This window comes from Rhodoferax sp. (genome assembly GCF_023700745.1).
Taxonomy (GTDB): Bacteria; Pseudomonadota; Gammaproteobacteria; order Burkholderiales; family Burkholderiaceae_C; genus Rhodoferax.
In genome coordinates this window covers 317,470-341,097 of record NZ_JAMPYG010000002.1, presented here as the reverse complement: position 1 = coordinate 341,097, position 23,628 = coordinate 317,470, and the positions used below count along the sequence as shown (strand labels likewise).

Annotated in this window: 23 protein-coding genes; 8 read left to right on the top strand and 15 right to left on the bottom strand. The window is 60.1% G+C overall.

Annotated elements, in window-relative coordinates; all coding sequences use genetic code 11:
* The first annotated feature begins 238 nt into the window (after positions 1-238).
* The 7 genes from NDJ10_RS03720 to NDJ10_RS03690 all read left to right on the top strand — a co-directional run bounded on the left by NDJ10_RS03720 (position 239) and on the right by NDJ10_RS03690 (position 6,495).
* On the top strand, positions 239-1,012 hold the full coding sequence (locus NDJ10_RS03720; RefSeq protein ID WP_296159823.1) for an ABC transporter ATP-binding protein: 774 nt from the start codon (positions 239-241) through the stop codon (positions 1,010-1,012).
* The gene (locus tag NDJ10_RS03715) at positions 1,012-1,716 is read left to right on the top strand and encodes an ABC transporter ATP-binding protein (protein ID WP_296159780.1); all 705 of its coding nucleotides are present in this window, start codon (positions 1,012-1,014) and stop codon (positions 1,714-1,716) included. The genes NDJ10_RS03720 and NDJ10_RS03715 overlap by 1 nt, the downstream gene beginning before the upstream one ends.
* A 66-nt stretch (positions 1,717-1,782) precedes the next feature.
* Positions 1,783-2,976: an ABC transporter substrate-binding protein gene (locus NDJ10_RS03710; RefSeq protein WP_296159779.1), complete on the top strand. Its 1,194-nt coding sequence runs from the start codon at positions 1,783-1,785 to the stop codon at positions 2,974-2,976.
* 138 nt (positions 2,977-3,114) lie between these two features.
* Entirely contained in the window at positions 3,115-3,999 is an 885-nt protein-coding gene (locus NDJ10_RS03705) for a branched-chain amino acid ABC transporter permease (RefSeq protein WP_296159778.1), read from the top strand.
* Positions 4,000-4,041: 42 nt separating this feature from the next.
* Positions 4,042-5,001: a branched-chain amino acid ABC transporter permease gene (locus NDJ10_RS03700; RefSeq protein ID WP_296159822.1), complete on the top strand. Its 960-nt coding sequence runs from the start codon at positions 4,042-4,044 to the stop codon at positions 4,999-5,001.
* A gap of 90 nt (positions 5,002-5,091) precedes the next feature.
* Positions 5,092-5,982 carry an EamA family transporter gene (locus NDJ10_RS03695; RefSeq protein WP_296159777.1) on the top strand — a complete coding sequence of 297 codons (891 nt, stop codon included), beginning with the start codon at positions 5,092-5,094 and terminating at the stop codon, positions 5,980-5,982.
* A 15-nt stretch (positions 5,983-5,997) separates the two neighbouring features.
* A complete protein-coding gene (locus NDJ10_RS03690; protein ID WP_296159776.1) occupies positions 5,998-6,495 on the top strand; it encodes an Lrp/AsnC family transcriptional regulator in 498 nt (165 codons plus the stop codon).
* A gap of 3 nt (positions 6,496-6,498) precedes the next feature.
* On the opposite strand, the gene glmU is transcribed toward NDJ10_RS03690, so the two are convergent.
* Positions 6,499-7,920, bottom strand: coding sequence for a bifunctional UDP-N-acetylglucosamine diphosphorylase/glucosamine-1-phosphate N-acetyltransferase GlmU (gene glmU, locus NDJ10_RS03685; protein ID WP_296159775.1), 1,422 nt, complete (start codon positions 7,918-7,920; stop codon positions 6,499-6,501).
* A 97-nt stretch (positions 7,921-8,017) separates the two neighbouring features.
* On the opposite strand from glmU, the gene NDJ10_RS03680 reads away from it, so the two are divergent.
* A complete protein-coding gene (locus NDJ10_RS03680) occupies positions 8,018-8,446 on the top strand; it encodes a CoA-binding protein (protein WP_296159774.1) in 429 nt (142 codons plus the stop codon).
* A gap of 22 nt (positions 8,447-8,468) precedes the next feature.
* On the opposite strand, the gene NDJ10_RS03675 is transcribed toward NDJ10_RS03680, so the two are convergent.
* The 14 genes from NDJ10_RS03675 to NDJ10_RS03610 all read right to left on the bottom strand — a co-directional run bounded on the left by NDJ10_RS03675 (position 8,469) and on the right by NDJ10_RS03610 (position 23,598).
* Positions 8,469-11,417, bottom strand: a complete 2,949-nt coding sequence (locus NDJ10_RS03675) for an EAL domain-containing protein (protein WP_296159773.1) — start codon at positions 11,415-11,417, stop codon at positions 8,469-8,471.
* A 155-nt stretch (positions 11,418-11,572) separates the two neighbouring features.
* The gene (locus NDJ10_RS03670; RefSeq protein WP_296159772.1) at positions 11,573-12,355 is read right to left on the bottom strand and encodes a hypothetical protein; all 783 of its coding nucleotides are present in this window, start codon (positions 12,353-12,355) and stop codon (positions 11,573-11,575) included.
* Positions 12,356-12,473: 118 nt separating this feature from the next.
* Positions 12,474-12,878 (bottom strand): putative toxin-antitoxin system toxin component, PIN family, encoded by a 405-nt coding sequence (locus NDJ10_RS03665; protein ID WP_296159770.1) that lies wholly within the window; start codon positions 12,876-12,878, stop codon positions 12,474-12,476.
* Complete coding sequence (locus NDJ10_RS03660; RefSeq protein ID WP_296159769.1) at positions 12,875-14,164, bottom strand: THUMP domain-containing protein; 1,290 nt, start codon at positions 14,162-14,164, stop codon at positions 12,875-12,877. The genes NDJ10_RS03665 and NDJ10_RS03660 overlap by 4 nt, the downstream gene beginning before the upstream one ends.
* Positions 14,165-14,201: 37 nt before the next feature.
* On the bottom strand, positions 14,202-15,785 hold the full coding sequence (gene rpoN, locus NDJ10_RS03655; protein ID WP_296159768.1) for an RNA polymerase factor sigma-54: 1,584 nt from the start codon (positions 15,783-15,785) through the stop codon (positions 14,202-14,204).
* Positions 15,785-16,558: an LPS export ABC transporter ATP-binding protein gene (gene lptB / locus NDJ10_RS03650; RefSeq protein ID WP_296159767.1), complete on the bottom strand. Its 774-nt coding sequence runs from the start codon at positions 16,556-16,558 to the stop codon at positions 15,785-15,787. The genes rpoN and lptB overlap by 1 nt, the downstream gene beginning before the upstream one ends.
* Positions 16,559-16,646: 88 nt before the next feature.
* Positions 16,647-17,279, bottom strand: coding sequence for a lipopolysaccharide transport periplasmic protein LptA (gene lptA / locus NDJ10_RS03645; protein ID WP_296159766.1), 633 nt, complete (start codon positions 17,277-17,279; stop codon positions 16,647-16,649).
* A 107-nt stretch (positions 17,280-17,386) separates the two neighbouring features.
* Entirely contained in the window at positions 17,387-18,040 is a 654-nt protein-coding gene (locus NDJ10_RS03640; protein ID WP_296159765.1) for a thiol:disulfide interchange protein DsbA/DsbL, read from the bottom strand.
* 60 nt (positions 18,041-18,100) lie between these two features.
* Positions 18,101-18,700, bottom strand: a complete 600-nt coding sequence (locus tag NDJ10_RS03635; RefSeq protein WP_296159764.1) for an SPOR domain-containing protein — start codon at positions 18,698-18,700, stop codon at positions 18,101-18,103.
* Positions 18,701-18,738: 38 nt separating this feature from the next.
* Positions 18,739-20,436 (bottom strand): arginine--tRNA ligase, encoded by a 1,698-nt coding sequence (gene argS / locus NDJ10_RS03630; protein ID WP_296159763.1) that lies wholly within the window; start codon positions 20,434-20,436, stop codon positions 18,739-18,741.
* A 9-nt stretch (positions 20,437-20,445) separates the two neighbouring features.
* On the bottom strand, positions 20,446-21,342 hold the full coding sequence (locus NDJ10_RS03625; protein ID WP_296159762.1) for a uracil-DNA glycosylase: 897 nt from the start codon (positions 21,340-21,342) through the stop codon (positions 20,446-20,448).
* Positions 21,339-21,836 (bottom strand): ribosomal protein S18-alanine N-acetyltransferase, encoded by a 498-nt coding sequence (gene rimI / locus NDJ10_RS03620; RefSeq protein ID WP_296159760.1) that lies wholly within the window; start codon positions 21,834-21,836, stop codon positions 21,339-21,341. The genes NDJ10_RS03625 and rimI overlap by 4 nt, the downstream gene beginning before the upstream one ends.
* Positions 21,833-22,546 (bottom strand): tRNA (adenosine(37)-N6)-threonylcarbamoyltransferase complex dimerization subunit type 1 TsaB, encoded by a 714-nt coding sequence (gene tsaB, locus NDJ10_RS03615; protein ID WP_296159759.1) that lies wholly within the window; start codon positions 22,544-22,546, stop codon positions 21,833-21,835. The genes rimI and tsaB overlap by 4 nt, the downstream gene beginning before the upstream one ends.
* A gap of 23 nt (positions 22,547-22,569) precedes the next feature.
* Positions 22,570-23,598: a DMT family transporter gene (locus tag NDJ10_RS03610; protein WP_296159758.1), complete on the bottom strand. Its 1,029-nt coding sequence runs from the start codon at positions 23,596-23,598 to the stop codon at positions 22,570-22,572.
* Between the last annotated feature and the right edge of the window lie 30 nt (positions 23,599-23,628).

The window sequence follows — 23,628 nt, the reverse complement described above, 5'->3', positions numbered from 1 at the left end:
TTAACGAAATATATAAACAGTATGAATGGTGGTTATGGACAGCCACCCTTGGGCGCACATGACACACGTTGCTGATTGCTTTCGCGATGGTGGCTTATACGCTGGATGTACATTGAGCAGATGGTGAAACTACTTAAGTGATTACCCGCTATCGAGTCGAAGCGCAAGCCGTTAGCATGCCATTTCACGTTGCTGGCCTCGATGCCGGTCAACCCCAAACAGTCAGATGGAGCGCAATTTGTCCGTGGAGTTTATTCTTGAGACCCGTGGTTTGACCAAAGAATTCAAGGGCTTTGTGGCGGTCAACCAGGTGGACCTGAAGGTTCGCCGCGGCCACATTCATGCGCTGATAGGCCCGAACGGGGCAGGCAAAACCACTTTCTTCAACCTGTTGACCAAATTCTTGCAGCCAACCTCGGGCAGCATCCTGTTCAATGACACCGACATCACATTGGAAAAACCGGCACAAACCGCACGCCGCGGGATCGTGCGCTCGTTCCAGATTTCAGCGGTGTTCCCGCACATGACGGTACTGGAAAACGTGCGCGCCGCCTTGCAGCGCAACCTGGGCACTTCGTTCCATTTCTGGAAAGCAGAAAGCACCTTGCTGCCGCTGCACGAGCGAGCCCGCCAATTGCTGGCCGATGTTGACCTGCAGGACTTCGCCGATGAAATGACCGTCAATTTGCCCTATGGCCGCAAGCGTGCGCTGGAGCTGGCCACGACGCTGGCGCTGGAGCCGGAGTTGATGCTGCTGGATGAGCCCACGCAAGGCATGGGCCACGAAGACGTGGACCGGGTCACGCAACTGATCAAACAAGTGTCGGCCGGGCGCACCATCCTGATGGTGGAGCACAACATGAATGTGGTGTCGAAAATAGCCGACCGCATCACGGTGCTGCAACGCGGCGCCATCATTGCGGATGGCCCCTATGCCGAGGTGTCAAGAAACCCGCTGGTGATTGAAGCCTACATGGGAACGGTCGACAGAGAATTGCAGGGTGCTCACTGATGAAGAAGGAATTACTTCGTATTGAAAACCTGCACGCCTGGTACGGCGAGTCACACATCCTGCATGGCGTCAACCTGACCGTCAACGAAGGCGAAGTGGTGACGCTGCTGGGGCGCAATGGCGCCGGACGCACCACCACCCTGCGCGCCATCGTGGGTCTGACCGGCAGCCGCAAGGGTGCCATCAAGATCAACGGCGTTGAGACCATCCACATGGCGCCGCACAAGGTGGCGCATCAAGGGGTCGGTTACTGCCCGGAAGAGCGTGGCATTTTTGCCAGCTTGACGGCAGAAGAAAATTTGATGTTGCCGCCCACCCTGGCATCTGGCGGTATGAGCATCGCTGAAATCTATGCGATGTTCCCCAACCTGGAGGAGCGCGCAGCCAGCCCTGGCACCCGCTTGTCCGGCGGTGAGCAGCAGATGCTGGCCGTGGCGCGCATTCTGCGCACTGGCGCGCGCCTGCTGTTGCTGGATGAAATCTCGGAAGGGCTGGCCCCGGTGATCGTGCAAAAGCTGGCCGAAATGATTGTCACGCTGAAAAGCAAGGGCTACACCATCGTGCTGGTGGAGCAGAACTTCCGCTTTGCAGCGCCGTTGGCCGATCGTTTTTATGTCATGGAGCACGGCAGCATCGTCAAACAGTTTGCCCAAGCCGAGTTGAGCCAGAACATGGGTATGCTGCAGGAGTACCTGGGCGTTTGACGCCTGGCCTGCCGCCCCAAGAATTTTCCCCGCTTCGCAACAACAACTTAACCCTCAGGAGACCTTATGAAACTCAAGACGCTTGTTACCGCACTGGCCATCGGCTTTGCTGCGGCCGCATCGGCCCAGAACACCGACCCGGTGAAGATCGGTTTCATCACCGACATGTCCAGCGTGTACGCCGACCTTGACGGTCCTGCCGGCGGCGAAATGGTCAAGTGGGCGGCCCAGGATTTCGGCGGCAAGGTATTGAACCGTCCGATTGAAGTGCTGACGGCCGACCATCAGAACAAGGCTGATGTGGCGAGTTCCAAAGCCCGCGAGTGGATTGACAAGGAGGGCCTGTCGATGTTGATTGGCGGCACCAACTCGGGCACGTCGCTGGCCATGGCCAAGTTGGCAGAGGAAAAAAAGCGTCCCTTCTTTTCAATTGGCGCCGGCTCGGCGCGTCTGACCAACGAAGCCTGTTCCCCCTATACCGTGCATTACGCCTATGACACCGTGGCCCTGGCCAAGGTGGGCGCCTCCGCCCTGGTCAAGGCAGGCGGGAAAAGCTGGTTTTTCCTGACCGCCGACTATGCTTTTGGCCATTCGCTGGAAGCAGACGCGTCCACCATCGTGAAGGCCAACGGTGGCACGGTGGTGGGTGCCGTGCGGCATCCGCTCAATGCCTCTGACTTCTCATCCTTCCTGCTGCAGGCGCAGTCGTCCAAAGCCCAGGTTCTGGGCCTGGCCAATGCCGGCGGTGACTTCAGCAACGCGATGAAGTCGGCCAAGGAATTTGGCATTCTCAAGACCATGAAGCCCATCGGCCTGCTGGTGTTCATCAACGAAATTCACAGTCTCGGCCTGGTCAACACCGAAGGGCTGCAAGTGGCCGACAGCTGGTACTGGAACCAGGACGATGCTTCCCGCAAGTTTGCCAAGCGCTTCTTCGAGAAATACAAGCGCATGCCGTCCAGTGTTCAGGCTGCCGATTATTCAGCTGCGGCCAATTACCTGAAAGCCGTGCAGACTGCCGGTACGACAGATGCAGACAAGGTCATGTCGACCCTGAAGGGCATGAAGATCGACGATTTTTACAACAAAGGTCAGATCCGCGCTGACGGACGCATGATTCACGACATGTACCTGTACCAGGTCAAGTCTCCCAAAGAGTCGACCACCCCCTGGGACTACTACAAAACGATCGCCAAGATTCCTGGCGATCAGGCCTTCACCTCACCGGCTGAATCCAAGTGTGCGCTGCTTAAGAAGTAAGCTGATACAAGAATATCAGTGTTTCGGTGTCTTCATCGTGAGTCCCGCATGGCCATCCAGGCAGGATGGTCATGGCCTGCGGCCTCGCGATGATGTGTCAATGGTGGCATTCCCCAAAGCATGAATTAACGAGCTTCCATGGAAATTTTCGGTATTCCCCATCAGGCTTTTCTCGGCCAGTTGCTGCTGGGTTTGGTCAATGGCGCGTTTTATGCCCTGCTCAGCCTCGGGCTGGCAGTGATCTTTGGCCTGCTGGGCATTGTCAACTTTGCCCACGGCGCGCTCTACATGCTGGGCGCCTTTGCCGCTTGGATCATGCTTGACACGTTTGGCATCAATTACTGGTGGGCGTTGCTGCTGGCGCCGTTGACCGTCGGGGTGCTGGGGGTGGTCATCGAGCGGCTTTTTCTCAAGCACCTCTACAAGCTCGATCCACTCTATGGCTTGCTGCTCACCTTTGGCCTGGCCCTGATCGCCGAGGGTATTTTCCGTGAACTGTATGGTGTCTCCGGCCAACCTTATAACGTGCCGGAACTGTTGTCCGGCGCCACCAATCTCGGCTTCATGGTTCTGCCCAACTACCGTGCCTGGGTGGTGCTGGTGTCGCTCGGGGTGTGCCTGGGGACCTGGTACCTGATTGAGCGCACGCGCCTGGGCGCCTACCTGCGCGCCGGCACTGAAAACGCTGCGCTGGTGCAGGCCTTTGGCATCAATGTGCCCTTGATGGTGATGTTGACCTACGGCGCTGGTGCCGCCCTGGCCGCGCTGGCCGGTGTGCTGGCTGCGCCCATCATCCAGGTCAACCCACTGATGGGATCCAACCTGATCATCGTGGTGTTTGCCGTGGTGGTGATCGGTGGCATGGGCTCGATCCTGGGTTCGATCCTGACCGGGCTGGGACTGGGGGTGATCGAGGGCCTGACGCGGGTGTTCTATCCGGAAGCGTCCAGCATCGTGGTTTTTGTCATCATGGTGATCGTGCTCATGATTCGCCCCGCCGGCCTGTTTGGCAAGGAGGCATAAGCCATGAGCCGCGCCACGAACCCCATCAACGACAACAAGCAGATGACCAAAGCCGCCAAACTCCTTCGTTTCACTTACCTCGGCCTGTTGATCCTGGCGCTGCTGGCGCCCATGCTCGGGCTCTACCCGGTGTTTGTCATGAAGCTGCTGTGCTTCGCACTTTTTGCCTGTGCCTTCAATCTGCTGCTGGGCTTTACCGGTTTGCTGTCCTTTGGTCATGCCGCATTTTTTGGTTCTGCGGCTTACATCACCGGTTACCTGATCAAGTCGCAAAACTTCACGCCGGAGCTCGGCATGGCTGCCGGCATGATCGGCGCGGGTCTGATCGGTCTGGTGGTGGGGCTGGTGGCGATCCGGCGCCAGGGCATCTATTTCGCCATGATCACCATGGCCATTGCGCAGATGGTGTACTTTGTCTGCCTGCAGGCCCCGTTTACCGGGGGCGAGGACGGTCTGCAAGGGGTGCCACGGGGCGCCTTGTTCGGCCTGTTGCCGTTGCAGTCGGACACCGCCATGTACTACTTGGTCGTGGCTATTTTTGTGGCGTGTTTTCTGGCTATCTCGCGCATCGTGCACTCCCCGTTTGGCCAGGTGCTGAAGATGATCCGCGAAAACGAGCCGCGCGCGATTTCACTGGGCTACCAGGTGGATCGCTACAAGCTGCTGGCCTTCGTGTTGTCTGCGGCATTGTCCGGTTTGGCGGGCTCGCTCAAGACCCTGATCATGGGGTTTGCGACTTTGTCGGATGTGCACTGGACCATGTCGGGGGAAGTGATCCTGATGACCCTGCTCGGTGGCGTGGGCACTTTCTTTGGCCCGGTGATGGGGGCTGGCATTGTGATCGCCCTGCAGGACACACTGGCCGACAAGGTGGGCTCATGGGTCAACGTGATCATCGGCGTGATTTTTGTGCTCTGCGTGCTCGCTTTCCGCAAAGGGGTGATTGGCGAGCTGCAGGCTTACCTGGAGCGTCGCCGCGCTGCGGCAACCCCCAAGGCCTAAAGGCGGCAAGCGCCACACCTGTCAGGGCAAGCGCCTCAATCCCGTGTTGAGAAGACACGGGAGTCCGCTGGCGTGGTTGACAATCTGACCATGCATACCATTCTTTCATTGCGGCATTTTCTTTTGGCCCTGGCCGTGGTGGCGGTGTGGGGCACCAACTTTGTGGTCATCAAACTGGCCTTGGGGCAAATGCCGCCCCTGCTGTTTGCCACCCTGCGGTTTCTGGTGGTGGTGCTGCCGATGGTGTTCTTTTTGCCACGGCCGGCTGTGCCCTGGCGCAACCTGGCGGCCTATGGCTTGTTGATTGGCGTGGGCCAGTTCGGCTTGCTGTTTGTCGCCATGAACGGACACATTTCACCGGGCCTGGCCTCGCTGGTGGTTCAGACCCAGGTGTTCTTCACCATCGGGCTGGCGATGCTGATGGCGGGTGAATCACTCCAACGGGTGCAGTGGCTGGCGCTGATGCTCGGCGCGGCAGGCCTGGCTGTGATCGTGTCGCACACCGACGGCAGCACCACGCCACTGGGCCTGGGTCTGATTCTGCTGGCCGCGCTGTCATGGGCTGGTGGCAATCTGGTGTCGCGGGCGGCCGGGCGCATCAACATGGTGGCTTATGTGGTGTGGTCCAGCCTGTTTGCGGTGCCACCGCTCGCCGCTTTGTCATTCTGGGTGGAGGGCTGGGATGCACTGGCTGCTGGTTTGCAGCAGGCGGATGCCTTCACTTGGGCCGCAGTGGCCTGGCAGGCCTGGGGCAATTCGCTGTTTGGCTACGCCGCCTGGGGCTGGTTGTTGTCGCGCTACTCGGCTGCCACCATCACGCCCATGGCGCTGCTGGTGCCCTTGTTCGGCATGGGCGGCTCGGCACTGTGGCTGGGTGAGGGGTTGCCGGGCTGGAAACTGCTGGCCACCGCTCTGGTCATGTTGGGCTTGGCACTGAACCTGTTGTGGCCGTGGTGGGCTCGCCGCTGGCAGCGCCGTTGAATTCTGGAGACTGACATGAGCGTATCCCAAGCTAAGCTGGATGCCATCGACCTGCAACTGCTGGAACGCTTGCAAACGGACGCGTCGCTGAGCAACCAGGCCTTGGCCGAGCTGGTGCATGTGTCACCGCCCACCTGCCTGCGCCGCGTCAAGCGCCTGCTTGATGCGGGCTTGATCGAGCGTGAGATTGCCGTGCTCAGTGTCGACACCATGGCACGCGTCGTCGGGCATGGCCTGTGCGCCGTGGTCGAGATCACGCTGGACCGGCAGGATCAGGATGCGCTGGAAGCGTTTGAGTTGAAAGTGGCGCAGGAGGACGCGGTGCAACAGTGTTACCGCGTGTCACCCGGGCCGGACTTTTGCCTGGTGGTGCACGCGCACGACATGCCCGACTACCTGGCGTTAACGCAGCGCTTGTTTACCTTTGACGCCAATGTGCGCAACGTCAAGACATTTTTCAGCATCAAGCGCAGCAAGTTTGGCGCGCGGGTGCCGCTGCCGGCAGCGCCTTGAAGACTATTTCCTCGGCCGCTTCCAGTTCGGAATGCTGAGCTGGCGGCCGCGCGCCACCGTCAAAGCCAGCGGCGGGGTGTCTTTGGTCAGCGTCGAGCCGCCGCCGACTGTGCCACCCGCACCAATCGTCAGCGGCGCGATCAGCACGCAGTTGCTGCCAATGTGGACATCGGCTTCGATGACGGTGCGGTGCTTGAAGGCGCCGTCGTAGTTGGCGGTGATGCTGCCGGCGCCATAATTGACGCGCTCGCCGACTGTGGCATCGCCCAGGTAGGCCAGGTGGTTGGCCTTGGCGCCCTTGGCCAGGGTCGAGTTCTTGACTTCGACAAAGTTGCCGATGTGGACCTCGGCCCCCAGCCTGACACCGGGGCGCAAGCGCGCAAACGGGCCAATCAGGGCACCGGCGCCGACCTCGACCGCGTCCTTGCTGCCCGGTGGACCGCCCTCGATGTGGGTGAACGGGTGGATCACGGCGCCAGCGGCAATGCTGGCGTTGCGGATCACGCAGTTGGCACCCACGCGCACGCCTTCGCCCAATGAAACCTCGCCTTCAAAGATGCAGTTCACGTCGATCGACACGTCCTGCGCACAGTTCAGTTTGCCGCGCACATCCAGGCGCGCCGGGTCGGCCAGGCGCACCCCTTGTTCCATCAGATGCAGCGCCAGGCGCTGCTGGTAGGCGCGTTCCAATCCGGCCAGTTGCACCGGGCTGTTGACACCCGCCACCTGGACGGCATCGGTTATTTTGTGCGCCACCACCGGCACACCGTCGGCCACGGCAAATTTAACGATCTGGGTCAGGTAAAACTCGCCCTGGGCATTGTGGTTGTCGAGTCGGGCCAGCCAGCGCTTGAGCTGCAGTGCGGGCACGGCCATGATGCCGCTGTAGACCTCGGTGATGGCGAGTTGCCCTGGCGTGGCGTCTTTTTGCTCGGCGATGGCCTGCACCGCGTCGCCGCTGCGCACAATGCGGCCGTAACCCGTGGGGTCGGCAAAATCAATCGTCAGCAAGGCCAGTTGGCTGCCAGCACTGGCCGTAATCAGGTGTTGCAATGTGTCTGCCTGCGTCAGCGGCACGTCACCCGAGAGGACGACCACGATGCCGTCGTCACGCAGTACCGGCACGGTCTGCTGCACCGCATGTCCGGTGCCCAGTTGCGGTTCCTGGCGCACAAAGCCCAGTTCAAAGGTACTGCTGCTGGCGGCCAGCGCCTGCTCAACTTCCTCCGCTCCATGGCCTGTGATGACCGTGACCTGGCGTGCCGACAAGGCTGCTGCCGTGTCCACCACATGCTGCACCAGGGTCCGTCCGGCCAGCCGGTGCAAGACCTTGGGCAGTTTGCTTTTCATGCGTGTGCCCTTACCCGCTGCCATGATGACCACGTCCACCGGGGGTGTCGGGCCGTTGTTTGAATTCCCTGCCATGTGTGCTCCGCTGTGCAATGAGTTAACTTGACTGGATTATCGCTATGGCAATGCGGGCCCTGCAGGCTGTCAAAATAGAGGTATAGGAAACCACGAAATGAACATGGACACCACCACCTTGCACCGCCTGTTGCGCCAACCCTGCACCATCGCCGTGGTGGGCTTGTCGGCCGACTGGCGCCGACCCAGTTTCGAGGTGTCGCAGACCATGCAGGCCCAGGGTTACCGGATCGTGCCGGTCAATCCGCGCTATGCTGAAAAGAACGAAAAAATCCTGGGTGAGTCCTGCTATGCCAGCTTGACCGATATTCCGTTTCCGGTAGATATCGTGAACGTGTTTCGTCGCACCGAAGACGTGCTGCCCGTCGCCCGGCACGCGGTGCAGATCGGCGCGAAGTGTCTGTGGCAGCAACTCGGTGTGGAAAACCGGGAAGCGGATCAACTGGCGCGCGCCGCCGGGCTGGACTCGGTGATGAACCTGTGCATCAAAATCGAACATGCGCGCCTGGCGGGCGGGCGTCATTGAGACACGCCTTTGCCTGCGGATGTCAATGGACGTTACGGGTCAGGTCGGAAAACAGATCCAACTTGGGTTGCGACTGGTTGGCCTTACCGATCAGGGCAACATAGTCGGCCAGCGCCTCGTCCTGAATAAAGCTGGCTGACGACCTGGCTGTGAGCAGTTTGTCCGGGTGCTGTGATCGTGCGATGGCAAACCCTTGCACGTAATCGACTCCGATCTCGGTCAGCGTTTGCACGGTGGCATGGTCCTCGGCCCATTCTGCAATCACTTTCATGCCCAGGTTATTGGCCAGGCTGACAATGGCTTCGACGATGGCGATGTTGGCCGGATGCTGGTTCATGTCAACGATGAAGCTGCCATCGATCTTTAGCAGATCTGCCTTGAACTCCTTCAAATAGGAAAACGAGGTGTAACCCGCGCCGAAGTCGTCCAGCGCCACCTTGGCACCATAACCCCGCACCTTGTTGACAAAGCGGCGGGTATTGTCGAGGTCGTGCAAGGCCACACTCTCGGTGATTTCAAGACACAAATAACGCACCAGGTGCCTGTTTTGCTCCAGCATGGCGTAGATCTCACCAAGAAACTCTTCATCGTTGAGTGACGCACCGCTCAAATTCATGCACACAAACCGGGTGTGTTTCAGCTGTTCAAAATGGCTGTTGAGCCAGGCCAATGTGGATGTCAGGACCCAGCGGTCGATCATGCCCATACGGCCACTCGCTTCACCTGCCTTGATCAGATGCTCCGTGTTCACCTGGTTGCCTTGTGGGTCACGCATGCGCAGCAGAACTTCAAAATTGAGCGATTCATGCGGTGCCATCAGTGACATGATGGGTTGCATTTCGAGGTAAAGCCAATCGGTGGCAGAAGGGGTGGCGAGCAGGGCAATCAACTTCAGTTCGGCCTCGTGTAGTGCAAATGCCGCGGCATGCCTTTCGTACACGACCAGGCCACCGGTATTGCTGGTCTTGGCCTCGCGGCAGGCACGGTCGACTGTTGACATGACGTCATTGAACTGCATGCCGGGGCTGACTTCAATCAGCCCGATGGAGCAGCGCACACTGAAGGCATTGTTGCCAACACGGAAGGGCTGGTTGCCAATGCTGTCAATCAGTCCCCGGCACATTACCGTGGCCATGGTGATGGGGGTTGCCGGGAACACGATGACGAATTCATCGCCACCTACGCGGCCAAATTGAAAATCGTGCGACAGCATCTCTGACACACGGCCACACATTTGTTGCAGCACTTCATTGCCGGCACCATGGCCAAACAGGTCATTGATGAGCTTGAACCGGTCCAGGTCGAGATAGGCGACCGCCAGGGCCTTGTTTTCCGGCAACTTCGTGATGGCGTTGTTGAGCGCTTTCTCGATCCCACGCCGGTTCAGCACCTTGGTCAGTGAGTCATGGTTGGCCAGAAAATACAGATCGGCGGTGGCCTTGGCTTTTTCCGTGACGTCCTGCAACGAGCCTTCAATCCTGTCGCGTGCCAGGGCGGCCTTGACCAGAAAACGTTTGCAGTCGACCGAGCCGGGGAGCACTCGACCATTGATTTCCATTTCGTTCTGGGTTTTATTGAAAACCATTTGATGCAGCATGGTCCAGGCACCGTCGGCGAAATACTGTTGCCAGCCGTTCCCTTCATTTTTCAACACGTTGGGCCCCAGCATGTCGAGCAGGGCGGGGTTGGCGCTCAAGAACCGGCCGTGCAGATCCAGGGTGAACAGGCCGATGGGCATGGCCTCAAAAGTGTGCGCCAGTTCGGCCTGCACTTGCAGATGTTGTTCATGCTCTTGTCGCATATGTTCCGCAATGGCCAGCGCTGTCAGCAGGCTTGATGACAGCGCTGCGGTAACGCTGTTGACCGATCCAATCAGTCCCTTGATCCCTAACGCTGCAGCTAGCACTTCGTAGAGGCTGGCAACCAGCGTGATGCTGATGGCTGTGCCATACCAAATGGCAACGCGGGAATTTGTTTTTCTAAGAATGCGCGCCAGCAGAAAAATCAGCATGGCAATGCCGACGCCAGAGATATACCAGATCAGTGGCAAAAACAAAGCATAAGGTAGCGCAATGGATAACAGAAGCAGGGGGATGCAGGTCCATTGCGCCACTCTCACGATATATTTGTAGCCGACAAGTGATAAATCTTCCCTGAAAAGCGAGGTAAAAAGTGTCAAGGTCAGTATGTAATACAGGGTCAAGGTGACGGACCTCGCCTGTACCAGCCACTCTGTCGGTACCGTGTTGCCCAACCATTGCGTGTCCCAGCCGGCGGAAAGGGATGCCATCCTCAAATTCACCACCAGCCAAGCTGCGAACAAGACGTACAGGCCATTTCGGTTGATCACGGCCGTGACCAGGATAAAGCCCGCCAAAATCAGAATACCCCCATCCAAAAGGCCCGACTTGCGGTGGAACTCCAAGGCAGAAATTTTTAGATCGGAGGCCTGCCATGTCAGTGCCGACAGGCGCGCCGGACCAATGGCGCTGCTGCGACATACCAGTGACCGGTTTGCCAGTACCGGATCGAGTTCAAGTGCAAAACCCGCCTTCACTTTGGAGATGCTGCCTGTCGTGCTATGTCGGTTGCCGCTACCAAGCGGACTCAGCGTCCCGGCATCCCAGCACGTCACGTCCATCGCATGTCGGGATGGAAATTCGACCATCAGCGGTGTGGCTGCAGCATTGTTGGGGATCACGAAAGAAAACCAGACGGGCGACTCTGCAAGTCGGGTGTCATGGAACTGGCTTGAAGGGCGGTCCTGCAACTGCGCTATCGCTTGTGCAGGTTCAGTAATTTCGGCAGACCCTTGAATAACCTGGATTGGCAGTTGTTGTGGGGCGGCAACGGTATATTGTGATTTCCAGCTAAAGAGGGCCAGCAAAGACAGCAATCCGATCACAAGGGGCAGGGCATAAGTTGAAAAAGCATGCAGCAACAGATCCAGACCCTGGTTGAGTTGATCCATCCGCTTGTGGGGGTACCTGGATTTGGCCGTCATTTCGTTCATTTTTTGTATTTCAATTCCAACCTTGGCATGATAAGGCCGACCGCACGATCTCAATTTGCCAAGGGTCAGAATTGGGTGGGCAGGAGCAGTGAACGGCCCCCGGCCCGGTCTGCTTACATGGGCAGTCTTATGTCATGCGTTGGAAATGCGGACAGCGAGTTGGACGGCAGGTGATGTAACTGTTGGCTGCCCAGGTCGATGTCCGGGTGGGAGATGTTGCACATGAAGCCGAGCAAGGGGTGCTTGACCTGTGTCCAGCGATCTTCGGCTGTCTCGACGTTGAACGACATCACACGGTGCGGCAGGTTGCCAACGTGGTGAATCGGGATGTAGCCTGCGTCGGGAAAGACATCGGTGAATAGCAGGCGGTCGTACGTCCGGTCAACGGGCGCGCGCGCGGTGACAATCATCCATTCGACGCCAGTTTTCAGGCAATATTGGTAAAAGGCCTTGAACAGCACGGTGGTGACGAGGCGTCCTCCCTTTTCGTTGGTAACGCCCAGGCGCGTGGCCTCTGCCAGTGATCGTGACCTGAGCCATACAGGCAGCTCGATCGACTGCTCCAGACAAAGAGGTTTGTACTGGTTGGTCTGGATGCGCATGGTACCCAGCGGTGAACCATCAAGTTTTGACTCCGCGAGCAGCACGACCACGCCGTTTTCTGCATCATCGGTTTCGGCTGTCCTGAGTGTTTCAGCGAAGGTGGGCAGATGGCGTGCATAGGCCGCGTGGCGAATCTGGACGGCCTTGTTCAAGTCCTCTTCGTTGCGAACCAGCCTGACCGTGAACGGTAGCAGTTCTTCGGGCCAGCTTGCTGTCGTTGCTGCTCCGTAAGGTGAGGGCCGGGTGTTGAAGTTGTAAACCGTGGAGATATCGGGAGTAGCATGGTGAATCATGATGATTTCCTCGCAAAAGTTGAGTTGAACAAGCCTTATGGGCCAGAATGGCCCATTCGACGCGTCAAAGTTTACTTAGGCAGCAGAAATATTCATACCCACAATTCGATACTTCTGGTTACAAAGTTGATTGTGTTGTTACAAAAAAAGTCAACAACCTTTTGCGCATGCACAACACCGCCTGGTCCTTGCTCAGCAGCAGGGATTGGTGCAGTACGGCCAGATCAATGAATTTCTGATCGTCTGGGTCGCGGCAGGTGACATGGGCTTTGGGGGCCGTGTCGACCAGCGTGGCCTGGCCGTCGAACTGGGCCAGCACATGGGCGGCACTGACTTGGTAAAAGGCCATGCGCGGCACAATTTTGGGATAGCACAGCACCCGCGCCAACTCGTCGCGCATGGCTTTGGTGGCGATCCATTCCAGCTGATGCGCGGCCAGTGCCGATTTGAGCGAACGCGCCGCCGGGTCGTCAAAGACAAAGGCGTCGAGCACGATATTGGTGTCGAGCACCACCGGCGTCATGTTTTTTCAGCCATCTTGCCCGCCACCATGTCAAAGCGGAACAGGCGGCATTCGATCGGGCCGTTCCACATGGGCACGCGGCGGGTTTCCTTGAGGCGCATCTTGCCCGGCAGCTTGAGGTCGGGCGTCAGCACCCAGGCAGTCCAGCCGGCATAATTTTTCTTCCAGTGGCTGGCCAGCTGGTTGAAGAAGTCACCGGCACCCTCGGTCTGCGGCAATTCGCGGGCACCAAAGCGCGGCACATTGGGTTCATCTTCAAAGCCACCGGCACCGCGCGCCGCGCCTTTGGCAACACCGCCCACGTCGATGCGCTCGCCATAGGGCGGATTCAGCACCATGACGCCGCCGCCGGTGGTACGCACGTCAATGGGCGGCAGACGCTGCAGGGCGTCGCCGCCGCGAAACTCGACCACGTCGGCGACACCGGCGCGCGCCGCATTGCGCTGCGCAAAATCGACCATGCGGTGCGCCACGTCGCTGCCAAAGATGATGGGTTTCTGGTCGGGTGAGCGGACCACTTCGGCCTCCAGGGCCTCCCGTTTGAGGGTGTCCCACACCTGCTTTTGGAACGGCACGTATTTTTCGAAGGCAAAACGGCGACGGCTGCCGGCCGCAACATTGCAGGCCATTTGGGCCGCTTCAATGACGATGGTGCCGCTGCCGCAGCAGGGGTCGTACAGTGGCAGCAAATCGGCATCGCCGTCAAACCAGCCGCTGGCAGCCAGCATGGCGGCGGCCAGGGTTTCTTTCAGGGGTGCGTCACCCTTGTCTTCGCGCCAGCCGCGCTTGAACAGCGGTTCGCCCGAGGTGTCGATGTAGAGCGAGCAACTGTCAGTGGTCAGATGGGCGTAGATACGCACATCGGGCCACTGGGTGTTGACGTCGGGGCGCACGCCATGGGCCACGGCGCGAAAGCGGTCGCACACAGCGTCCTTCACCTTGAGCGCGGCAAAGTTCAGCGAGGTCAGCGGGCTGTGCTGCGCGGTGATTTCGACCTTGATGCTTTCGCGCGGGGTGAACCAGCGTTCCCAGGCCACTTCGGAAGCTGCGCGGTACAGGTCCTGTTCGCTGCGGTATTCGGTATAGCTCAGCAGCACCAGCACGCGTTGGGCCAGGCGGCTGTGCAGGTTCAGCAGCATGGCTTGTGCCAGCGAGGTGCGCACGGCCACCCCGCCGCGCTGCTTGGTGATGCAGCCCGGCGGCAGGCCGGTGATGCGCAGCACTTCGGGGGCCAGGTAGTCCTCGACACCGGCGGCGCAGGGGAGAAAGAGTTGGAGCTGTTGCATAAATTTCTTAATCAGTTGAGGACAGAGCTGGTGGGTTTCACAACTCTTTCCTTAAGCTCGCCGGCGCGATGCGCAGGCCTTCGCGGTATTTGGCCACCGTGCGGCGGGCGCATTCAATGCCCTGTTCCTTCAGCATGTCCGACAACTGGTTGTCGCTCAGCGGCTTTTTCGGGCTTTCGGCAGCGACAAACTGCTTGATCAGGGCGCGCACCGCGGTGCTCGACGCGTTGCCGCCCGAGTCGGTGCCGAGTCCGGAGCCAAAGAAATACTTGAGCTCGAAGGTGCCGAACGGCGTTGCCATGTATTTGGCGGTGGTGACGCGGCTGATGGTGGACTCGTGCAGGCCCAGTTGATCGGCAATTTCGCGCAGTACCAGCGGCCGCATGGCCAGTTCGCCGTGCACAAAGAAACTTTTCTGGCGCTCCACGATGGCGCTGCTGACGCGCAGGATGGTGTCAAAACGCTGCTGGATATTTTTGATGAACCAGCGCGCCTCCTGCAGGCGCTGTTGCAGCGCGGCCAGGTTGGCGGCATCGCTGCCCACGGCCTTGTGGCCCTTGAGCGCGTTGGCGTAAATGTCGTGCACGCGCAGGCGCGGCATCACCTCGGGGTTGAGTCGCACCTGAAACTTCACCATCGGGCCTTGACCCACGGCGGTCACCAGCACGTCCGGCACCACGATGTTGCGCTCCACGTCGACAAAGCGGCGGCCGGGGTTGGGCTCGAGGCGGCCAATCAGGGCAATGGCGGCGCGCACCTGCGCATCGGTGGCATTGCACAAGGGCACCAGGTGCTTGATGTCGCGCCGGGCCAGCAAGTCCATGGGCTGGGCACAAATGCGCAAGGCCACCTGCACCGTGCCGGTATCGACGCCCGGATCGGCGGCGAGTGTCTGCAGTTGCAGGCGCAGGCACTCAGCCAGATTTCGGGCGCCAACGCCAGTGGGCTCCAGGCTTTGCAGCAGGCTTAAGCCCACGGTGAAATGGTGTACCAGTTCCTCGATCTGCTCGACGTCAGCACCGGCCAGGCCACGTGCCAGATCCGTCAGGTCGTCTTCCAGGTAACCGTCGTCATTGAGCGACTCAATCAGGAAATGGAGTGCGGCCTGGTCTTCCGGGTTCAGGCGCAGGGTGAGTGCCTGGCGCTGCAAAAAGCTTTGCAATGACTCCTGGCTGCGCGCCAGTTCGGTGGCATCCGTCTCGTCGTCACCACTGAGGTTGTTACCGTGCGCGCGTGCCTCGCCACCCCATTCGCTGTCGTCCGGGCTCAGGCTGACGCTGCCGTCGCCATCCCAGCTCGGGGGTTCTTCCATTGAGGCGACAGGGTCTTCTGACGCGGCATCCGAACTGGCCCTGGCGGTGTAACCGTCATCGGTGCCGGTATAAGCGGCAGATTCCTGCTCGCGGTCATCGCGGTTGACCGCTGTATCGGCTCGATCCAGACCAAACGATTCACGTTCCGCCTGCTCTTCCGAGCGTTCCAGGAAAGGGTTTTCGTCCAGCATCTGATTCACTTCGCTGCTGAGCTCCAGCGTGGAGAGTTGCAGCAGGCGGATGGATTGTTGCAACTGCGGCGTGAGCGCCAGGTGCTGGGAGGTGCGTAACGAAAGACCTTGCTTCATTACATTCTGAAGTGTTCGCCCAGATACACCCGGCGCACGTCGACGTTGTTGATGATCTCCGCGGGTGTGCCCTGGGCCAGCACGCTGCCATCGCTGATGATGTAGGCGTGGTCGCAAATACCCAGGGTTTCACGCACGTTATGGTCGGTGATGAGCACGCCAATGCCCCGGTTTTTCAGGAAGGAAATGATGCGCTGGATCTCGATCACGGCAATCGGATCAATGCCGGCAAAAGGCTCGTCGAGCAGGATAAAGCGGGGCTGTGTGGCCAGGGCACGGGCAATTTCAACCCGCCTGCGCTCGCCACCGGACAGGGCCAGGGCGGGCGATTCGCGCAAATGATCGACCCGCAAGTCCTGCAGCAATCCGGTCAGGCGTTTTTCGATCTCGGCTCCGGTCAAGGTCTTGCCCTGTGCATCCCGCTGCAATTCGAGCACCGCACGCACATTGTCGGCCACGTTGAGCTTGCGGAAGATGGAGGCCTCTTGCGGTAAATAGCTCAAGCCCAGCCGCGCCCGCCGGTGAATCGGCATGTGCTCGACGGACTGACCGTCAATGGTGATGTCGCCTGAGCTGGCACGCACCAACCCGACAATCATGTAGAACGAGGTGGTTTTGCCGGCGCCATTGGGGCCCAGCAAACCGACCACTTCACCCTTGCGTACGGTCAGGGAGACGTCCTTGACAACCTCGCGCTTGCCATAGAATTTTTGCAGGTGACGCGCTTCGAGGCGGCTCTCAAGCGGGGTGTCGGGCGGCAAGGGTGTCGTCATGGTAGCGATACCTGTTCGGTGTGGAAGAACGTCGTCATGGCGAACGCAGTGAAGCAACCCATAACCTCAGACTGCATTGACATGGCCGTTAACGTTTGCCATCGTTCAATTCGGGGCTGATGCGAAGCGGCGTGGAACTTGCTGGTGCTGGTTTGCTTGCTGTATCAGGCTTGGGCGTCAGCATGGCACGCACCCGGCCTGCAGGCGCACCGGGCTGGCCTGTGCTGCCTTTGGCGCCCGCACTGGGTGCACCATCAATGGTGAACACATCCGTCAAATTGTTGTAAACGATGATGCCGCCACTGAACTCGTCGTTGAGTTTGGCTCCCTGGTAGCGACGCAATTGTGCCTGGCCGATAAATTTGACCGTATCGAGAAGGCTGTCGTAGTCAATGGTTTCGCCTTCGCCCTCAATGGTTTCGTCCAGACCTTCGCGTTTTTGCCGGAAAAATGCACGTTTCCCGGCTTCTGCCGTGACCACACCATGCTGATTACCCTGCGGGTCCTGGCGCACTTCCAGCCTGGCGCCGCGTATCAGGATGGTGCCCTTGGTCAACACCACCTGGCCTGTGAAAATGCTCAGCTGCTTGATGTCGTCATAGCGCAGCGCATCAGCCTCGATGTTCATGGGCTTGTCGCGATCGGCTTTCTCAGCATGGGCACCCCATGTCGATAACACCAATACACAGGGTAAAAACCAGGAATGGAGGGGGTTTTTCATAAAGGCATGAATCTTGCGTAGGGTTTTGCAAGATTGTAACGGCCAGTGCCTGCCCAAACGGCTCGGCGCACCAATTCTGCTGGCTGCGGCGTGCAGTATCGACGGGTTCAGGCCGCGCGGCGGATTTGGTTCGTCAAATGGTCAACCACCTGCAGCACCCGTCCCATGCTTTTGGCCAGGGATCCGTCGGTGTAGTAGCGCCCGGCGACGCCCAGTGCCGGCACCCCTTCCACTTCATAAGCCGTTTGTAACTGTCGCGCACGCGTGGCCTTGGTTGTGATTGCAAATGAATTGAATTGTTCGACGAACCGTTCTCTGTCGATGCCTTGTTTGGCCACCCAGTCGATGATGGCGTTACCTTGGCTCAGGTTTTGTTTTTCGACATGAATGGCGGCAAAGGCTCGGGCGTGCAGAGTGTCGATCAAATTCAGTGCCTCAAGGGCATAGAACAGGCGCTGCTGAGGCACAAAGTCATCACGGAAAGCAACGGGTACCCGTTTGAATACAACGTCTTTGGGCAGTTTCCTGACCCAGTCCGACAGCACTGGCTCAAACGCATTGCAGTGCGGGCAGCTGTACCAGAAAAATTCAATGAGCTCGATCTTGCCTGCCGGTGTTTCGACCGGGGCTGGGCGATTCAGTACCTTGAAGTCTGTGCCATCACGTGGCGTATTGGCTTGCGCCAGCGACAGGCTGGGCGTTAGCACGGCGCTGCTTAGTGCCAGTGATCCGGTGTGTGTGAAAAAGGTACGACGTTGCATGCTTTATTCTCCTGACGGGTGTGTTTGGGAGAACGTGAGAGCGTTCAATGCAGACAAAGTTCAGCGTTGCACACGGACCAGGGCAGTTTCAATGCCAGCACCATCCAGTCGTGTTTTTGCCGCCTCGGCTTCTTCGCGTTTGTCAAACGGACCCATCCGGACCCGGTAAACCGTGCGGCCCGATTGCTCGCGTTCAGAAACTTTGGTTTCAATCCCTGCCAGTGACAATTTGGCGCGCTGCGCTTCGGCGTCTTCGGGGAGGCGGAACGCGCCCACCTGGATAAAGTAGGTGAATGGATCGGGGCTGCTGGTCTGTGCCGATGCCGCGCTGGTTTTTGCGCGCGCCTTGACCAGATCACCCAGCGGGTCGGCGGTGACCGCCGGTTTGTTTTCTGCAGGGGGGGCAACGGGTGTTGTGACCACGGTTTCCGCAGGGCCCGCCGGTTTGGCTGGATTTTTGCCATACAGCGGCGCATTGGGATCCCAGTTTTTATTTTTCTCAAGCTCGTTGGCATCCTGGTTGGTGTTGCTATTGGCCGCCTTGTTGAAAAACAGGATCGGCACTTTGGTCACATACACCGCCACCGCCAGTGCCAGGCCCAGACCAATCAGAAGACCGAGGATAAAACCCAAAAAGGTGCTGCCGCGCTGTTGTTTCATGTTTGGTTTTCGTTTGTCGTTGGTATGGAAATCACAGCTTACATTTTTTTAGGGGCGCTGACGCCGAGCACGGCCAAGCCATTGCGCAGCACCTGGGCGGTGGCTGCCACCAGCGCCAGACGGGCCAGTTTGAGCGCTTCGTCGTCGACCAGAATTCGCTCGGCATCGTAATAGCTGTGATAGCAGGCCGCCAGCTCGCGCAGGTAAAAAGTCACGTCGTGGGGCGCAAAACCTTCGGCGGCGGCTGTCAGCATGTCGGGGTATTTGGCCAGCAGCAGCATTAGGGCTTGTGCCTGCTGACTTTGCAGTGGCGACAAATCCACCGTGCTCAAGCCCTGGCGGTCACCGCCCCAGCTGGCCAGCACCGAGCAGATGCGGGCATGGGCGTACTGCACGTAATAGACCGGGTTGTCGTTGTTCTTTTGCACCGCCAGGTCGACGTCGAAGGTGTATTCGGTGTCGGGCTTGCGGCTCAGCAGGAAGAAGCGCACCGCGTCCTTGCTGGTCCACTCGATCAAATCGCGCAGCGTCACGTAGCTGCCGGCACGCTTGCTGATCTTGACCTCCTGACCACCGCGTACCACGCGCACCATGGTGTGCAGTACGTAGTCCGGAAAGCCCTGTGGGATGCCCACGTTGGCGGCCTGCAAACCGGCGCGCACCCGGGCAATGGTGCCGTGGTGGTCGGTGCCTTGGATGTTGATGACCTTGGAAAAGCCGCGCTCCCACTTGTTGATGTGGTAGGCCACGTCGGGCACAAAGTAGGTGTAGCTGCCATCCTGCTTGCGCATGACGCGGTCCTTGTCGTCCCCGTAATCGGTGGACTTGAGCCACAGCGCACCGTCCTGCTCATAGGTCTTGCCGGCCTCGATCAGGCGTTTCACCGCGGCATCCACCTTGCCGCTGGTGTAGAGGCTGCTTTCGAGGTAATAGTTGTCAAACTTGACGGCAAAGGCCGACAAGTCGAGGTCCTGTTCATGGCGCAGGTAGGCCACCGCAAACTGGCGGATGCTGTCCAGGTCGGTCGCATCACCGGAGGCGGTGAACGCACGGTCGTCTGAGGTGACCGTCTTTTGGGCCAGGAAATCAGCCGCAATGTCGGCGATGTACTCCCCGTTGTAAAAGTTTTTGCTGACCGGGTTGTCGGGGTCGGTCGGCCAGCAGGCGTCACCCGGCTTGAAGCCTTGCGCACGCAGTTGTGTACTGGTGGCCAGCGTGCCAATCTGCACCCCGGCATCGTTGTAATAAAACTCGCGGTGCACCAGCCAGCCCTGGCTGTCGAACAGGTTGCAGATGGCGTCGCCCAGTGCCGCCTGGCGGCCGTGGCCCACGTGCAGTGGTCCGGTCGGGTTGGCCGAGACAAACTCCACCAGCATGCGCTGGCCGTTGTCGGCCTGGGTGCCGTAGCGGTCGGCTTGCAGCAGCACCGAACGCACCACCTGTTGTTTGGCTGCAGGTTTGAGCCTGATGTTGATGAAGCCGGGCCCGGCAATCTCCAGGGACTCCACCCAGGTCTGGTAAGGCTGCGCGGTGCGCAGCAATGCACAAAGGCTCTCTGCCAGTTGCCGGGGGTTTTGCTTGAGCGGCTTGGCCAGTTGCATGGCGGCCGTGGTGGCCAGGTCGCCATGGGCGGCCACTTTGGGCGACTCGAAGGCCGCTTTGGCGCCCGCGCCGGGCTGTAAATCTTCCAGCGTGGCACGCAGGGCTTCGAGCAGTTGGGTTTTGACGATCAGCATGGCCTGATTTTACGGGGTGGCCAGGCTGCCCGTGGCCACGGCGCGGGCCAGGCACAGGTCGGCCCAGGCCCTGGCTTTGTCCTGGCCGTTGCGCAACAGGTAAGCAGGAGGATAGGTGACCACCACAGGCACACCGGCAAAACGCCAGACCTGGCCGCGCAACTTGCCGAGCGGCAACCTGGCTTGCTCGGACGGGGTTTCACTGAGCAGCAGTTGCATGGCAAAACGCCCCATGGCGATGATCACCCTGGGTTGCGTCAGGATGATTTCACGGCGCAGGAAGTGGGCGCAGGTGCTGAGTTCGCTCGCACTCGGGGCACGCATCAGGGCCGGCCGGCACTTCAGCACATGGGTCAGATAGGCGCGTGACGCGGCCCCCTGGTCCGCGCCAGTCTCATGGTTCCAGCGCTGCACACCCACCGCGCGCAACATGTTGTCCAACAATTGACCGGCTTCCTCGACAAAGGGCTGTCCGGCACGCTCCTGCGCTTCATCGGGGGGGTCACCCACCAGCAGCCAGTCGCAGGCGCTGGTCTGTCGTGGTGCTGCCAGCACCGGTGTGCGCCGCCCCAGGCACATGGCGCAGGCCTGGCAGTGGCGCACGACTTCGGTCAATGCGGGCCAATCCATATGGGCAATGCCGCTGGCCAGTTCCGTCAGCCGGGTCGGGCCTGGCAGCGGGTCCGGTGCGCGCAGGGTTGGCTCCGGACTGACCGGCTGGCTGGCTTCCGCCATCGGCGCTATAGGGGCAACAGGCAAGGCCAAGGCTGCCACTTCAGCCCGCGGCGGGGGGCTGACGCTGTCGGTCAAAAGGGCTTGCGACTCGGGCACATTCAGGGGTTGCCAGACGTGCACCCCCATCTCCAGCAGCATGGCACGCTGGCGCGCATCCAGCACCAGGCTCATGACGAGGGCTCCTGGCTTGGCGTGGCATGGAGTGGCAGGCTCATGACCACCGCATCTTCACGCTGCCCCGAGGTGCCCGGGTAATACTGGCGGCGCACGCCGACGTGGCGAAAGCCGTGGGCTTGGTAAATATGGATGGCCCGGGTGTTGCTGTGGCGCGCTTCCAGCCAAAGCCATTGCGCACCCTGGCCGCTGGACCACAGGACGAGGGCATCGAGCATGATGCGGGCCCAACCTTGACGCTGGTACGGTGGCGCAACCGTGATGTTGAGCAAATGCACTTCATCAACCCCCTTCATCGCCACAAAATAACCCAGCAAGTTGTCACCCGCCATGAGCAGTTGTGCCTCGTAGGCGCTGGCCAGGCAGTCGACAAAATGGCGCTTCTGCCAAGGGTGCGGGTGGGCTTGCTGTTCCAGCGCCGTGACCGCATCAAGATGGCTTTCGGTCATGGTCTCAAAACGGACCTGCAGAGCCTGACCTGGTGTGCTCATGGCGCGACCCCGGCCAGTGCCTTGCTGGCGCTGCGTTCCAGTGTGGTTTGTGCCACCTTGTCGCGAATGTAGGTGGGCAGCGCGTTTTCGGCCGATACGGCGGCTCCGCAGGCCAGCAGGGCGGGGGCCAGGCGCAGCAGCGCCGTGGCGGTCGGCAGCGCCAGCGTTTGTGCTGCCTGCGGTGGCAAACGCGCGCCATAGCCTGCAAAGACATTGCCAGCCAGCACATCCGTGCCGTTCCAGTCCAGGCTTTCCGGCTTGATCAGGCGCTCGCTTTTGTCCTGCGTCCAGTGGCCGGTCGCAAAAACATAGCCCGCCGTGTAGAGCTCGTCCATGCGGGCGTCGAGCAGGGCGGTCACGGCAAAGCTTGGGCTGGCAGCGTTCTGCCAGCGGGCTTCTTCGGCCACGGCGAGCAGGGTGTTGACCGGCAGCACCGGCACCGCTGCACCGAAGGCCAGGCCCTGGGCCACCGAGCAGGCGGTGCGCAAGCCGGTAAACGAGCCGGGTCCGGCACCAAACACAATGGCGTCCAGATCCTCAAAGCGCAGTTGTGCCAGTGCCATGAGTCGCTGGATTTCAGGAATCAAATGGGTGGAGGTGTGTGCGCCGCCCGCGGCCGTGTGTTGGTACAGCAGACAGGCCTCACCCGCACCGCTTTGCACGGCAATGGACATGGTGTCGGTGCTGGTGTCAAAGGCCAGCAAATTCATGCGGTTACCTCGTGCTTCATCGATCAACTCCCCGCGCTGGGTTGCAAGTTGTGCGCCGCCTTGCCGGGGGCGCATGCCAGACTGGATGCGCGTACCCCGAACAAAATGCCTGTGGTCACCAGTACCAGCCCGGCCACCAGGTTCCAATGCAGGGGCTCACCCAGCCACAGCACGGCACCAATGGCCGACAAACCCGGTACCAGGGCCGTGATCATGGTCGAGCGCACCGGGCCAAAGTAACGGATCATTTGCGTGAATGTGATGCCCGAAATCACCACCGACCCCCAGCCCTGGAACAGCATTTGAAACAGCACCTCCTTGAAGGGTGCGCTAAAGACATGGGCTGGCACCACCCCCGTGAGGGCCAGCACGCTGTACACCGGTACATATGAGACGGCGGCAAAGGTGGTGACGGCGATGGTGGCGCGCACCGCATCCAGCCGGTGGTGACGCGCCAGTACGCTGTAAGTGGCCCAGCACAGGGCGGCACTCATGAACAGCAGATCACCCAGCCAGACTTGACCCCCCTCAAAAGCACGCAACAGGCTCAAGCCCCCCACCAGCAGGTCACCCAGCACAATCAGTCCCAGCCCCACGGCACGTGCGGGGGTGATGTGATCGCGCAGCAGCCAGGTTGCCAGCAGGGCCGTCCACAGAGGCAAACTGCCCGGCATCAGCACCGAGGCATGCAGCGCCGGTGCATGGACAAAGCCGCTGTAGGCCAATAAGGCGTAGAGCAGGCCACCAAAAAAGCCGATCGAGATCGTGATGCGCAGGGACAGGGGCGACACCCCCAGCCAGGAAGCGCCCGCCATGCCGTCGGCACGGTCCCGGCGCACCAGGTAGGCACCCCAGGGCAGCAATAGCAGCGCCGCGCCGACGATGCGGCAGTAGGCAATGTCCAGCGGTGTTAGCAGATTGCCACGCGCTGGATCCGCCGAGGCGCGGGCGATCAAGATGAACGATGTCCAGATCAGCACCGTGATCACGGCAGCCGCTATGCCAATGGTGCGCGGCGAGAAACGGGGAGGGGAGGCAGAAGGTGTTGGCATGCGCGAATTATCCGTGGTACGCCACATGTC